Raw genomic sequence first — 13195 nt, forward strand, 5'->3', positions numbered from 1 at the left:
CCTTAGGTGTAGTGCAGACTCACGGGCGGGGCAAAAAATCCGAGCGATGATGCGAGATACGGATTTTCGCGAGCAGCGCGCACGTAAACGCGGCGAGAGCGCTCTGTACGACCATGTAGAGATCCGGCTTGGCGCCGAACAGCGGCGCGCACAGGAGCCCGAGCGTCGCACCGACCGCTGTGCAGGCTGTGACGAATGTCGCGCTTTTCGTGCGTCCTTCCAGCTTAAAGGCGATCAGGCCGGTCAGTCCGAAGGGCAGCATCAGAAGGAGCCAGGGCATGAGCAAAGCCAACGGGTCGCTCCCGACCAAAAAGGCCAATATGACGAAGCTGACGTCACCGGGTATGGTGGCGCTCCGGATTGCAGCCTCGGCCATTGCGAACGCCATAGTCAGCGTCGGTCCGAGCAGGACGAAGGTCCAGGCGACGGAGCCACGCGGGCGGCAGGCATCGGCCATGAGCGCCTCCTCGGAAATGGGCGATCACTGTAGGCGTTTAGCTTGCACTATGCAATCTTGAGGCGAATAATCACCCCTCCGCGCGATGCACCACCCGACCATCGACCACGGTCATCAACACCTGGCCCTGCAGCCGCCGCCCGTCGAACGGCGAGTTCTTGGATTTCGACAGCAGGCGGGCCGCATCCACGATGATCGGCGCGTCGATGTCGCAGAGCACCAGATCGGCCGGCGCGCCGGGCGCGAGGCGGCCGCCGCGCAGGCCCAGCAACTGGGCCGGGGCCAGGGTGACGGCGCGGACCAGGTCGAGCAGCGGCAGGCGCTCCTCGTGGTACAGCGACAGTAGGGCGGGCAGCAGGGTTTCCAGGCCCACCGCGCCGGGCGCGGCCTCGTCGAACGGCAGGCGCTTGTCCTCGGCCGGGGCTGGGCTGTGCGAGGAGACGACGATGTCGATCAGGCCCGAGGCGAGGGCCTCGATCAGGGCCTGACGGTCGTCCTCGCCGCGCAGGGGCGGGTTCAGCTTGGCGAAGGTGCGGTAGTCGCCGATGTCCAGCTCGTTGAACGACAGGTGGTTGATCGACACCGAGGCGTTGATCCGCAGGCCCTTGCTCTTGGCGCGGGCCAGGGTTTCCAGCGCCTGGGCCGAGCTGATCTGGTCGACCAGCAGCTTACCGCCGGTGGCCTCCAGCAGAGCCACGTCGCGCTCCAGCATGATCCGCTCGGCCATCGGCGAGATCGAGGGTAGGCCCATGCGGCCGGCGAACTCGCCGCCGATCGCCGCGCCGCCCCTGCCCAGCCACGGGTCCATCGGACGGTGGGCCAGCAGGGTGTCGAAGCCCTTGGCGTAGGTCAGCACGCGCTGCATGACCTTGCTGTCGACGATGGGCTTGCCCGCGTCGGTGACATAGACGCAGCCGGCCTCGCGCATCAGGCCGATCTCGGCCATCTGCTCGCCCAGGAGGCCCTTGGTCGCCGCGCCGGCCACCAGGATGCGGGCGCTGTCGACGTCGCGGGCGCGGCGCAGGATGAAGTCGACCATGCTGGGATCGTCGATCGTCGGGGCGGTGTCGGGCTGGACGACGAACGAGGTGACGCCGCCGGCCGCGGCGGCCTTGGCGGCGCTGGCCAGGGTTTCCTTGGTCTCGGCCCCGGGCTCGCCGGTGCGGACCCGCAGGTCGATCAGGCCGGGGGCCAGCAGGGCGCCGCCGCAGTCCACCACGCGGACAGCCTTGGACAGCTTGCCGAACTCGCGGCCCTTGGCCACGTCGGTGATGACGCCTTCGGAGACGATGACGCCGCCGGGACCGTCATAGCCGCTTTCGGGATCAACCAGGCGGGCGTTGACGAAGGCGAGGGGCTGGGGGGCGTTCATTGTTCAATCTCGGGCAGGCGCCCTGCGTCCTTCGAGGCCCGCTTTGCGGGCGCCTCAGGATGAGGAACGTTGCTGCTGAAAACCTCATCCTGAGGTGTGAGCCGAAGGCGAGCCTCGAAGGACGCAGGGCGCTTCATCGCCCAGCCTCCTCGATCCGCGCCGCGAGGCTGGTCAGCACGGCCATCCGGGCGGCGACGCCCATCTCGACCTGGTCCTGGATCAGGCTGATCGCCGGATCGTCGGCGACGTCGGAATCGATCTCGACGCCCCGGTTCATCGGACCCGGGTGCATGACCTTGGCGCCGGGCGCGGCGCGGGAGAGCTTTTCCCGATCAAGGCCGTAGAAGCGGAAGTATTCACGGGTCGAGGGCACGAACGCGCCCTGCATCCGCTCCAGCTGCAGGCGCAGCATCATCACGACGTCGGCGCCGGCCAGGCCTGCCTTCATGTCGTGGTGGACGGCGACACCCCAGCGCTCGGCCTGGGCCGGCATCAGGGTGGGCGGACCCACCAGGCGTACGCTGGCGCCCAGGGTGTGCAGCAAGGCCACGTTCGAACGGGCCACGCGGCTGTGCAGCACGTCGCCGCAGATCGCCACCGTCAGGCCCGATACGCGGCCAAAGGCGCGGCGGATCGACAGGGCGTCCAGGAGGGCCTGGGTCGGGTGCTCGTGCTGGCCGTCGCCGGCGTTGACAACGTGGCCGCTGACCTTCTGGCTGAGCAGGCTGGCCGCGCCGGACGAGGCGTGGCGCACCACCAAGAGATCAGGCCGCATGGCGTTCAGCGTGACGGCCGTGTCGATCAGGGTCTCGCCCTTGGCGACCGACGAGGTCTTGGGGTTCATGTTGACGACGTCGGCGCCCAGACGCTTGCCCGCCAACTCGAACGAGCTCTGGGTGCGGGTGCTGTTCTCGAAGAACAGGTTCATCAGCGTCCGACCCTTGAGGATGTCCAGGGTCTTGGACGTCTGCCGGTTCAGGGCGACGAAGGCGTCGGCCAGATCCAGCAGATCAGCCGCCTGCGGCGCGTTCAGATCTCCCGCGGACAGGAAATGGCGCTTGGGAAAGGCGAAGACGCGGGCGCGGATCGTCTCGATCGCAGCGCGGGCGGTGTCATGGGCGGAAGCCGTCATGAGCCCGCGTCTTAGGCGGCTTTGACCATTAAGGAAAGGCCGGCTTAGTCGGCTCCCCACAACGGGTCGCGCCGCTGCCTCAATCCATACCCTGACTTGTTGCGACACCCAGGAGGCGCATACTGTAGGGCGCGCGCTCTGGAGCGCGCCGATCGGGGTCGGCCATGCTGTTGCTTATGCTCGCTTTGTTGCAGGCCTCCGCGCCGTCCGAGGAGGCGCGCGCGACGCTGCAGTCCTGCCAGACGACCGACAAGGGCTGGGTCTGCCACTATCAGATGCCGACCGAGATGACGGTCAAACCGCTGGAAGGGCAGCCGCCGGTGGTCGCGCCACCCGCCTCTGTGGAGCTGGCGCCGGCCGCGAGCGCCAAGCCTACTGCTGAGAAGCCTGTCTCTGAAAAGTCCGTTTCGGAGAAGCCTGTCGACCTGTCGCGCCAGACGCGCCTGATCGCCCGCTGCGGCGACGCCAAGTGGTACTCGGCCTGTCTGCCCGGCGAGCGCAAGGAAGCCCAGCTTTTGAAAGAGGCCGCCGCCAAGTCCGAAGCCCTGCGCGGCAAGGTCACAGGCCTGCTGAGCGAGAATCGGTGCGATGACGCGGTGAAGGCCGCGCTTGAGGGCGGCGACCTGCCGCTGGCGCGCGAAGCCCGGGCGTTCTGCGCGCCGCAGCGCTGAGTCGCTCTCTAAGCGCAAAAAGAAAGAGGAGGGGGGCTGGGGCCACCCTCCTCGATAACTTCGCGACGGATCCCGGTCTTAACGACGCGGCGGAGCCGGCTCGCAGCGCACGCCGTCGGCGCAGCCGGTGAAGTGGATCTGCGGCGCCTCGACCGTGACGGCCGACGGACGCACATGCACTTCGGGACGGTGCAGATAAATCTGCGGCGCGGCCACGCGGACGGGCGGGGCGTCGACATAGACCGGCGGGCCCTGGATATCGATGCGGCCCGACGGCACGACCACCGGCTCGCCATAGACGCGCACGCCCGGGGCCGCGACTCTGATGTCGCCCCAGCCCGTGGTCGGGCCATAGAACACCACCGGACGCGTGCAGAGGCAGTCATCCGCTGGCGCGCCGGGCGGCGGCGACGGCGGGCGCGGCGCAGGCGGATACGACGGCGGCGGCGGAACCGGCGGATAGCTGCGCGCGGCGGGCGCCGGCGCATAGTTGCGGCCGTCCGCGAGCACGGGGCTCACCGACATGCCGGTGACGGCGATCGCCACCAAACTCATCAAGACCTTCTTCGTCACTCGAGCCCCCTCGTTTGCCCTCAACCCAAAACTGTACAGTCGTGGAACGAACTCGGAGTTCGATCCCGGAACGCTACAATTAACCATATCCAAAGAAGAAACGATGTTGTCCCAAAAATTCACCTCGGGGGCGAATTTCTTTTCTGTCGCGACCGTCGGCCCAAAGTGAAAACCCAAAAAGAGTTTTGGTCGGGTTGGTCGTTACTTTGGGCGATTGTCTGTCCGCTCATGCATCAGTCGCTTGCGCGCGGAGGCGTGCGACCGGGACCGCAAGCAACCGCCTGCCAGATGAAGCTGGCGTCGCGCAGCTTGTGTCGGGTCATGACGATCCTGTAGGTCGCCGGCACGGCGTACCGCTCAACCTTGGCCGGCGAGGCCGACGAAGACTCAGCGATCGTCCGGGTCTCGAACCGCGCGGGTTGGTCGAGCACTTGCTCGGCCCGCTCCTCGTACTGAGCGGGGCTGTAGACCTTCTCGTAGCACTTCCCCGGTTCGGGGTTTGGGGGGCAGTCCGCGCCATCCCCGGCAACACTGATGTCGGCCGCCAGAATCACGACCAAGGCCGCGCCGGTGGCGACCGCGCGATGACGATCATGCTTTCGTTTAAAGCGCTTAAAGTCCACGCCCGCCCCCGCGTTCGGCAATTGCTGGATGTTAACCAAGCCGGTTCGCGCTCGAAAAGCCCCGACTTTCTCGTCGTGGGCGAAAGTTCAACGAGGGCGTTGATCTAAAGGCTCCGCAGACGCTCCAGCGCGCCCTGCAGGATCCAGCCGGCCGCCATCTTGTCGACCACCTCGTCCCGGCGCTTGCGCGAGATGTCGTGCTCATCGATCAACACGCGGGTCACCGCCGCCGTCGACAGGCGTTCGTCCCAGAAGGTGATCGGCAGGTCGGGCTTCAGGCGCAGCAGATTGCGCCCGAGCGCGCGGTTGGACTGGCAACGCACGCCTTCGGTGCCGTCCATGTTCATCGGCAGGCCGATGACGATTGCGACGGCGCCGCGACTGTCCATCAGCTTGAAAAGCTGCTCGGCGTCCTTGCTGAACTTGGTCTTCTCGATCAGGGCCAGGGGGCTTGCGACGGTGCGCGTGACGTCGGAGACGGCCACGCCGATGGTCTTCTCGCCAGGGTCCAGACCCACGACGGCGGCATACTGGGGGAGGGCGGCGGCGAAGTCTTCGATATCGAGAACGGGCATGACGGTCTTTTACGTCCTCACCCTGAGCTTGTCGAAGGGCGTCGCGCCGTGCGTCAGCCTCGCCCTTCGAGGGGCTCAGGGTGAGACTGAACGAGAGGTTCGCCTTGAAACGCGGGCCTTCGCCCGCTACCCACCGACAATAACAGTCAATGCTGACTATTTATCCGGAGTAGCCTTCCATGGCCATTGACGCCGCCACCGTGCGGAAGGTCGCGCGCCTTGCCCGCATCGCGACGCCCGAGGAGCGCCTGGAGCCGCTGGCCCAGGAACTGAACGGCATCATGACGTGGATCGAGCAGTTGGCCGAGGTGGACACCGACGGCTGCGAGCCGCTGACCAGCGTGGTCGCCGCCGGCCTGCCGCTGCGCGACGACGTCGTCACCATGGGCGGCGATCCGGCCCGCGTGACCAGCAACGCGCCCAAGTTGATCAACAACTTCTTCGTCGTGCCGAAGGTCGTCGAATAATGAGCCTGACGAACCTCACCCTGAAGGCCGCCGTCGACGGCCTGGCCGCCCGCGAGTTCACCTCGGTCGAGCTGACCCGCGCCCACATCGAAGCCATCGAGGCCGCGCGCGGCCTGAACGCCTACATCCTGGAGACGCCGGACAAGGCGATGGACATGGCCGCGAAGTCCGACGCCCGTCGGGCGCTGGGCGAGGCTGGCCCCCTGGAAGGCGCGCCGCTGGGCGTGAAGGACCTGTTCTGCACGAACGGCGTGCGCACCACGGCCTGCTCGAAGATTCTCGAAAACTTCGTGCCGACCTACGAGTCGACGGTGACCAGCCAGCTGTGGCGCGACGGCGCGGTGATGCTGGGCAAGCTGAACCTTGACCAGTTCGCCATGGGCTCGTCGAACGAGACCAGCTACTTCGGCCCGGTGACCAACCCCTGGCGCGCCCAGGGTTCGACCAAGGCCCTGACGCCTGGCGGCTCGTCCGGCGGTTCGGCCGCGGCGGTCGCGGCGGACCTGTGCCTGGGCGCGACGGCCACCGACACCGGCGGCTCGATCCGCCAGCCGGCCGCCTTCACCGGCACCGTCGGCATCAAGCCGACCTATGGCCGCTGCTCGCGCTGGGGCGTCGTGGCCTTCGCCAGCTCGCTGGACCAGGCTGGACCCATCGCTAAGACCGTCGAGGACGCGGCCCTGCTGCTGACCTCGATGTCGGGCCATGATCCCAAGGACTCGACCAGCCTCGACATCCCGGTTCCGGACTTCACCCAGTTCGTCGGCAAGTCGGTGAAGGGCCTGAAGATCGGCATTCCCAAGGAATACCGCGTCGACAACATGCCGGCCGAGATCGAGAAGCTGTGGGCCGACGGCATCGCCTGGCTGAAGGAGGCCGGCTGCGAGATCGTCGACATCAGCCTGCCGCACACCAAGTACGCCCTGCCGGCCTACTACATCGTGGCCCCGGCCGAGGCGTCGTCGAACCTCGCCCGCTATGACGGCATGCGTTACGGCCTGCGCGAAGAGGGCGCGAACCTCACCGAGATCTACGAGAACACCCGGGCCTCGGGCTTCGGCGACGAGGTCAAGCGCCGCATCCTGATCGGCACCTATGTGCTGAGCGCCGGCTACTACGACGCCTATTACCTGAAGGCCCTGAAGGTGCGTCGTCGCATCGCCGAGGACTTCGACAACGCCTGGACGAAGTGCGACGCGATCCTCACCCCGACCGCGCCCTCGGCGGCGTTTGGCCTGGGCGAAAACAGTAATGATCCGATCGCCATGTACCTGAACGACGTCTTCACGGTGACGACGAACCTGGCCGGCCTGCCGGGCCTCAGCCTGCCCGCCGGCCTCGACGCCAACGGTCTGCCGCTGGGCCTGCAGATCATCGGCAAGCCGCTTGACGAGGCGACGGTGTTCTCCGTCGCCGGGGCGGTCGAGAAGGCGGCCGGTTTCACGGCCAAGGCCGAGAAGTGGTGGTGAGCGCGATGAACGAGAACGCCAAGGTCATCAAGGGCCGCACGGGCGACTGGGAAATGGTCCTCGGTCTTGAGGTCCACGCCCAGGTCGCCAGCAAGTCCAAGCTCTTCTCGGGCGCCGCCGTCGGTTTCGGCGCGGGGCCGAACGAGCAGGTCAGCCTCGTGGACGCGGCCATGCCCGGCATGCTGCCGGTGTTGAACCGGTTCTGCGTCGAGCAGGCGGTGAAGACGGGTCTGGGCCTGCGCGCGCAGATCAACCTGAAGAGCCGCTTCGACCGGAAGAACTACTTCTATCCGGATCTGCCGCAGGGCTATCAGATCAGCCAGTTCGACCAGCCGATCGTCGGCGAGGGCGTGGTCAGCGTTGAGCGCGACGACGGCACGACCTTCGAGGTGCGCATCGAGCGCCTGCACCTGGAGCAGGACGCGGGCAAGTCGCTGCACGATCAGGATCCGAACGCGACCTATGTGGATCTGAACCGCGCCGGCACCGCGCTGATGGAGATCGTCTCCAAGCCCGACATGCGCACCTCCGAAGAGGCCGCCGCCTATGTGAAGAAGCTGCGCACGATCCTGGTCTATCTGGGCACCTGCGACGGTGACATGGAGAAGGGCAACCTGCGCGCCGACGTGAACGTCTCGGTCTGCCGTCCCGGCGACTATGAGAAGTTCCGCGCCACGGGCGACTTCAAGCACCTGGGCACGCGCTGCGAGATCAAGAACGTCAACTCATATCGCTACATCCAGCAGGCCATCGAGTACGAGGCCCGTCGCCAGATCGAGATCCTCGAGGACGGCGGCAAGGTGGATCAGGAGACTCGCCTGTTCGACCCGACCAAGGGCGAGACGCGCTCGATGCGTTCGAAGGAAGAGGCGCACGACTATCGCTACTTCCCCGATCCGGACCTGCTGCCGCTGGTGCTGGATCCGGCCTGGGTGAAGTCGATCGAAGAGACCCTGCCGGAGCTGCCGGACGCCAAGAAGGCGCGCCTGCAGAGCCAGTATGGCCTCTCGGCCTACGACGCCGGCGTGCTGATCATTGACGCCGATCGCGCCGACTACTTCGAAGCCGCCGCCAAGGGCCGTGACGCCAAGCTGGTGGCTAACTGGGTCACCAACGAACTGCTGGCCAAGCTGTCGGCCGCCGGGACCGAGTTCACGAACTCGCCGCTGCCGCACACCGACATCGCCCAGCTGGTCGAGCTGATCGAGAACGGCACCATCTCCTCGAAGATCGCCAAGGAGGTCTTCGAGCACATGTGGACCGGCGAAGGCCGTCCCGCCGAGATCGTCGAGAAGCGCGGCCTGGTGCAGATCAACGACACCGGCGCCATCGAGAAGGCCATCGATGACTTGATCGCGGGCAATCCCGACAAGGCCGAAGCCGTGAAGGACAAGCCGCAGGCGCTGGGCTGGTTCGTCGGCCAGGTCATGAAGGCCACCGGCGGCAAGGCCAATCCGGGCACGGTCAACGAGCTTCTGCGCAAGAAGCTGGGCGTCGAGTAGACGAACTTCGCCGCAAACAGATGAGGGCCCGCAGCGAAAGCTGCGGGCCCTTTTTCTTGGAACCCTAGCGGTTGGCGATGACCTCGAAGATCAGGCCTGTCGCAATCGCCGCCAGCACGTAGTCATTGCCGGTGCGGTACCAGTAGTAGCCACGCGGCGGAGAACGCAGGTTGTAGCGATAGTAGTCGTTCACGACGTAGCCATGGCCGCGATAGTAGCTCGGCAGATGGGCGCCGCGACGCCAGGCGCTGTAGCCCGGTCGATAGCCGGAGTGGCCGTAATAGGCGGCCGGTGGCGGACCGTAGTACCAGCGGCTGTTGTAGTAGTAGCCGTTGTGACGGCCGCGATCCCAGCGGTCGCCGCGATCCCAACGATCCCCTCGATCCCAACCGTCTCGACGATCGCGATCCCAGCCGCCTCGGTCATGATCCCGGCCGCGATCCCAGTCGCGGTCACGGTCACGATGCTCCCAGCGGCCGCGGTCCTGGGCGGCGGCGTCGGTGGCGCTCAGGGCCATCGGGCCGGCCACCGAGGCCACGGCGGCGATCGTCAGCAGCAGACGCTTCATCTCGGCTTCTCCTCGTGGTCGGGCGAACACCCTGCGGCGCCGCCAAAATGTCCCTCGACCTTGGAACGCACGATGAGCGGGCGCGGCTGAACCCAGCCTGAATGGCGTTGTCAGCGATTTACCCTGTCGCCCTCTTGGCGGGCGGCGCCGCGGGGACCATGTTCTGGAACAACGACGATTACGGGAGGGGAGGCCGATGAGCCGTCCGATCGAACTGCACTATTGGCCCACGCCCAATGGGTGGAAGATTTCCATCGCGCTGGAGGAGATGGGGCTGCCCTACGAGATGATCCCGGTGAACATCGGCGTCGGGGAGCAGTTCAAGCCGGAGTTCCTGGCGATCAGCCCGAACAACCGCATGCCGGCGATCGTCGACCCCGATGGGCCGGACGGCCAGCCGATCTCGATCTTCGAGTCCGGCGCGATCCTGCAGTACCTGGCCCGCAAGTCCGGCCAGTTCTATGGCGCCAATGAGCGTGAGCGGGTCGATATCGACCAGTGGGTGATGTGGCAGATGGGCGGGCTTGGGCCGATGGCCGGCCAGACCCACCACTTCCGGCAGTATGCGCCGGCGATCATCTCCGACCAGCGCCAGATCGCCTATGGCGTGATCCGCTACACCAATGAGACCCACCGGCTGTACGGGGTGCTGAACAAGCGTCTTGAGGGCCGCGATTTCGTCTGCGGCCAATTGTCCATCGCCGATTTCATGATCTGGCCCTGGATTGTGCCGTGGAAAAATCAGGGCATCATTCTGGAAGAGTTTCCGCACTTGAAGGCGTGGTTCGAGCGCGTCGGGGCGCGAGAGCCTGTCCAGAAGGGCTTCAAGCTTGGCGCGGAACTCCGCTCCGCGGGCCTGCAAGCCTCTGGAAAAGCTGCGGAAGACGCTCGCAGAGTCCTGTTCGGTCAGCGCGCCCGTTAACGTGCTGTATACTGGCGTTTACGCGCAGTAATCACCTCTAATAACTAGTATATTCGACATTATTTTCATGATGTTCGGCCGTTTAACTATATGTTCAGTGGCGATGGACTTTTCTTCTCTCAGGCTCTGATCCGCCAGAACGGCGAGGCGAGCTTGAGAGAGGAGATGTGCCATGATGTTGATGAATGAACCGCCGGCCGTCGTTTCCACGCTGCCGCTGCCGACCGCCGCTTCCACCGGCGACGAGCTGTTCCGGATGGGCCTGCTGTATTCGACCGGTCAGGGCGGCGCGCCGCTGGACTATGTGTCGGCCCACATGCTGTTCAACCTCGCCGCGATGCGCGGGTCGATCGAGGCCAAGGTCTATCGCAAGGAACTCTCGCAAGAGATGGCCAGCGAAGATGTCGCCGAAGCTCAGCGTCAGGCGCGCGAGTGGCTGGCCCACGGCTGAGCTCGGGTTTCCGAGCTCAGGACGCCTCGTCGTTGCGATATCCTAGCGGATCGTGCCGTTGATCGCGTAGCTGAAGCTGACCGGCAGCAGGTCACGGAAGTACTGCTGCATGAACAGGCCCGTCTCCGCCGCGCCGCTGCGCGGCACGTAGACGATGTCGAAGCGGCGTAGCGGCACCAGATCCGCGCCGCCGGGGCTGGTCAGACCCTTCAGCAGGTCGGCCGTCCGCATCATCGCCCGCCCGTCGGGGCCGCGACGAATGATCACGACCTGATTGCGCTTGGCGGTGGTCTTGAACCCGCCCGCCTGAATGATGGCGCGCAAGGCGTCGCCGTCGCCTGCCATGTCGAACACGCCGGGGTTCCCGACCTCGCCGCCGACGAACACCTTGAGCGGCGCCGTCGCCTTCACTGAAATCTGCACCTGCGGCCGCAGAAGCGTGCCCGCATAGGCCTGGCTCAGCGAGGTCTGCAGTTCGCCGATCGTGCGGTCGGCGGCCATGACGGGCGAGACCAGTGGCACGGTGATCCGGCCATCCGGCTGCACCGTGGCGCTCTTGTTGAGTTCCGGCGCCGAGGGCACCGTCATCTCGATCTCGTCGCCCGGATAGAAGCGATAGTCGGGCTCCTGCTCGCTCCAGTCCGCATAGCCGATGTTGGAGAAGGTCGCGGTCGGGCGCGGCGCCGGCGTGATCGGCTCGGCGTCCAGATGCCCGCAGGCGGTCGTCCCGCCGGCCATCAGGACCACGGCCAAGGCCGTCATGAGGTGCGTGCGGCTCTGCATGCGACAAGTCTTAACAGGAATGGGTAACGAACCCTTAAGACCGCCAGCCCCAGGGTGAGCGTCAAGTTAGACCGCCCGGATTCGCATGTCGACGAGCGCTTGGATCAGCGTGCCGCACGACTCCCCGCCGCCCATGGCGGGGGGAGGCGGTGGTGCGCGCGCCCGTTACGCCCCGAGCGACTTCGTCACCCTGCTGTGGCGTGAGCGGTTTCTGATGCTCTTGGTGTTCCTGGTCATCGCCGTGATCGGCGTCGGCTTCGCCATGACGCTGAAGAAGAGCTACGAGGCCCAGTCCAGCCTCTTCGTGCGGCTGGGCCAGGAGTATGTCTATGAGCCGCGCGCCGGCGACGCCGGCCGAGGCGCGGTGCCCACCAACGACGAAGTGATCCAGTCGGAAGCCGAGATCCTGGGTAGCGGTGAGCTGCGTGAACGCGTGATCCGCAAGATCGGCTTTGGAAACATCTTCCCGAACGCGGCCGCCAAGTACGCCATCGCCACGCCGGAAGAGAAGCGCAAGCTGATCGCCGAAGGCCGCGATTCGATCGCCAAGAGCCTCAAGATCGAGACCGCGCCGGATAACTCGATCATCCGCCTGGCCTATCAGCACCAGAACCCCGAGATGGCCGAGAAGGTGCTGAACACCCTGCTGGAAGAGTATCTGATCTACCGCCGCTCGCTGCTGATCGGTGGCGACAACCGCGTGCTTGAGCGTCAGCGCGATATCTTCTCTCAGAAGCTGTCTGAAGCCGACACGGCCTATCAGTCCTTCCTGATCACCAATGATATCGGCGATTTCAACGCCCAGAAGACCGCGCTCACCCAGCTGCAGGCTCAGGTGGAACAGCAGAAATACGCTGTCGACGCTCAGCTTCAGGAACGCACGGGGCGCCTCGCAGCCGTCGAGGCCGAGCTGGCGCGCACGCCGGCCGAGACGATTCTCTACCGTGACACCGATATGTCGGCCTCGACCAAGCTGGCGCAGTTGAAGCTGGACCGCGAAGGCTTGCTGTCGCGCTACACGCCCAACGCCCCGCCGGTGGTCGACATCAACGCGCAGATCGCTCAGCTGGAAGCGGGGCTTGCTGCGGGTCGCACGGCGGGCGAGGGCGCGCGCCGTAGCGGTCCGAACCCGATCTGGCAGACCCTGGCGACGACTCGCAACGATCTGCGGGCCGAGGTCGCGGCCCTGCAGCAGTCGCAGGCGGCCTACGCCCAACAGGTGACCGACGTGAACTCGCGCCTCCTGCGCCTGGCGCAACTGGAACCGCAGTTCAACGAGCTGTCGCGCGATCGCGACGTGCTGTCCTCGAACGTCCGCGACTTCACTGTCAAGGAACAGCAGGACGAGGCCCAGCGGCAGATGTCGGCCGAGGGCAGTGACAATATTCGCATCGTCCAACGCGCCGTCGCGCCCTCGACGGGCAAGAGCCTGAAGAAGCCGGTGCTGGCCCTGGCGATCATGTTCGCGGGCTTCACCGCCCTCTGCGCCGGTTTGGTGCGCATGTTCCTGCGTCCCGGACTGCAGACGCCCGCCTCGGCCTCGCGCACCCTGGGAATGCCCGTGCTGGCCACGGCGGCCGTCAAGCGGTGAGCGCTTTCGTCGCCTTTCGCTCGCAAGGTTAATGTCGCA

15 protein-coding genes and 1 pseudogene are annotated in these 13195 nt (G+C 66.2%); 7 read left to right on the forward strand and 9 right to left on the reverse strand.

Features of this window, described 5'->3' with window-relative positions; all coding sequences use genetic code 11:
• Positions 1-19: 19 nt before the first annotated feature.
• The 4 genes from CA606_RS06975 to CA606_RS06990 form a co-directional block, all read right to left on the reverse strand.
• Positions 20-457 (reverse strand): hypothetical protein, encoded by a 438-nt coding sequence (locus tag CA606_RS06975; protein ID WP_096051787.1) that lies wholly within the window; start codon positions 455-457, stop codon positions 20-22.
• Between the two features lie 70 nt (positions 458-527).
• Entirely contained in the window at positions 528-1829 is a 1302-nt protein-coding gene (gene pyrC / locus CA606_RS06980) for a dihydroorotase (RefSeq protein WP_096051786.1), read from the reverse strand.
• Positions 1826-1966 carry a hypothetical protein gene (locus CA606_RS06985; protein WP_024265807.1) on the reverse strand — a complete coding sequence of 47 codons (141 nt, stop codon included), beginning with the start codon at positions 1964-1966 and terminating at the stop codon, positions 1826-1828. Before CA606_RS06985 ends, pyrC begins: the two co-directional genes overlap by 4 nt.
• Positions 1963-2961 (reverse strand): aspartate carbamoyltransferase catalytic subunit, encoded by a 999-nt coding sequence (locus CA606_RS06990; protein ID WP_096051785.1) that lies wholly within the window; start codon positions 2959-2961, stop codon positions 1963-1965. The genes CA606_RS06985 and CA606_RS06990 overlap by 4 nt, the downstream gene beginning before the upstream one ends.
• A gap of 164 nt (positions 2962-3125) precedes the next feature.
• Here CA606_RS06990 and CA606_RS06995 point away from each other — a divergent pair, with 164 nt between their 5' ends.
• Positions 3126-3632 carry a hypothetical protein gene (locus tag CA606_RS06995; RefSeq protein WP_096051784.1) on the forward strand — a complete coding sequence of 169 codons (507 nt, stop codon included), beginning with the start codon at positions 3126-3128 and terminating at the stop codon, positions 3630-3632.
• Positions 3633-3710: 78 nt separating this feature from the next.
• On the opposite strand, the gene CA606_RS07000 is transcribed toward CA606_RS06995, so the two are convergent.
• The 3 genes from CA606_RS07000 to ruvX all read right to left on the reverse strand — a co-directional run bounded on the left by CA606_RS07000 (position 3711) and on the right by ruvX (position 5403).
• Positions 3711-4205 (reverse strand): hypothetical protein, encoded by a 495-nt coding sequence (locus tag CA606_RS07000; RefSeq protein ID WP_096051783.1) that lies wholly within the window; start codon positions 4203-4205, stop codon positions 3711-3713.
• A 233-nt stretch (positions 4206-4438) separates the two neighbouring features.
• Complete coding sequence (locus tag CA606_RS07005) at positions 4439-4828, reverse strand: hypothetical protein (protein ID WP_096053843.1); 390 nt, start codon at positions 4826-4828, stop codon at positions 4439-4441.
• A 104-nt stretch (positions 4829-4932) separates the two neighbouring features.
• On the reverse strand, positions 4933-5403 hold the full coding sequence (gene ruvX / locus CA606_RS07010; protein WP_096051782.1) for a Holliday junction resolvase RuvX: 471 nt from the start codon (positions 5401-5403) through the stop codon (positions 4933-4935).
• A 179-nt stretch (positions 5404-5582) separates the two neighbouring features.
• Here ruvX and gatC point away from each other — a divergent pair, with 179 nt between their 5' ends.
• The 3 genes from gatC to gatB are packed head-to-tail and all read left to right on the forward strand — an operon-like array spanning position 5583 to position 8841.
• A complete protein-coding gene (gene gatC / locus CA606_RS07015) occupies positions 5583-5870 on the forward strand; it encodes an Asp-tRNA(Asn)/Glu-tRNA(Gln) amidotransferase subunit GatC (protein WP_096051781.1) in 288 nt (95 codons plus the stop codon).
• Positions 5870-7339 carry an Asp-tRNA(Asn)/Glu-tRNA(Gln) amidotransferase subunit GatA gene (gene gatA, locus CA606_RS07020; RefSeq protein ID WP_096051780.1) on the forward strand — a complete coding sequence of 490 codons (1470 nt, stop codon included), beginning with the start codon at positions 5870-5872 and terminating at the stop codon, positions 7337-7339. The genes gatC and gatA overlap by 1 nt, the downstream gene beginning before the upstream one ends.
• 5 nt (positions 7340-7344) lie before the next feature.
• Positions 7345-8841, forward strand: a complete 1497-nt coding sequence (gatB, locus tag CA606_RS07025; RefSeq protein WP_096051779.1) for an Asp-tRNA(Asn)/Glu-tRNA(Gln) amidotransferase subunit GatB — start codon at positions 7345-7347, stop codon at positions 8839-8841.
• A 64-nt stretch (positions 8842-8905) separates the two neighbouring features.
• Here the strand turns inward: gatB and CA606_RS07030 are convergent, their stop codons facing one another.
• On the reverse strand, positions 8906-9409 hold the full coding sequence (locus tag CA606_RS07030; protein WP_096051778.1) for an RcnB family protein: 504 nt from the start codon (positions 9407-9409) through the stop codon (positions 8906-8908).
• A gap of 196 nt (positions 9410-9605) precedes the next feature.
• On the opposite strand from CA606_RS07030, the gene CA606_RS07035 reads away from it, so the two are divergent.
• A complete protein-coding gene (locus tag CA606_RS07035; RefSeq protein WP_096051777.1) occupies positions 9606-10331 on the forward strand; it encodes a glutathione S-transferase N-terminal domain-containing protein in 726 nt (241 codons plus the stop codon).
• Positions 10332-10503: 172 nt separating this feature from the next.
• Positions 10504-10782, forward strand: a complete 279-nt coding sequence (locus CA606_RS07040; protein ID WP_096051776.1) for a sel1 repeat family protein — start codon at positions 10504-10506, stop codon at positions 10780-10782.
• A 42-nt stretch (positions 10783-10824) separates the two neighbouring features.
• Here the strand turns inward: CA606_RS07040 and CA606_RS07045 are convergent, their stop codons facing one another.
• Positions 10825-11565 carry a polysaccharide biosynthesis/export family protein gene (locus CA606_RS07045; RefSeq protein ID WP_096051775.1) on the reverse strand — a complete coding sequence of 247 codons (741 nt, stop codon included), beginning with the start codon at positions 11563-11565 and terminating at the stop codon, positions 10825-10827.
• An 85-nt stretch (positions 11566-11650) separates the two neighbouring features.
• Between CA606_RS07045 and CA606_RS07050 the strand changes: the two are divergent.
• A pseudogene (locus CA606_RS07050) lies at positions 11651-13188 on the forward strand (Wzz/FepE/Etk N-terminal domain-containing protein).
• Positions 13189-13195: the final 7 nt, after the last annotated feature.

It is taken from the genome of Caulobacter vibrioides (assembly GCF_002310375.3).
Classification (GTDB): domain Bacteria; phylum Pseudomonadota; class Alphaproteobacteria; order Caulobacterales; family Caulobacteraceae; genus Caulobacter; species Caulobacter vibrioides_D.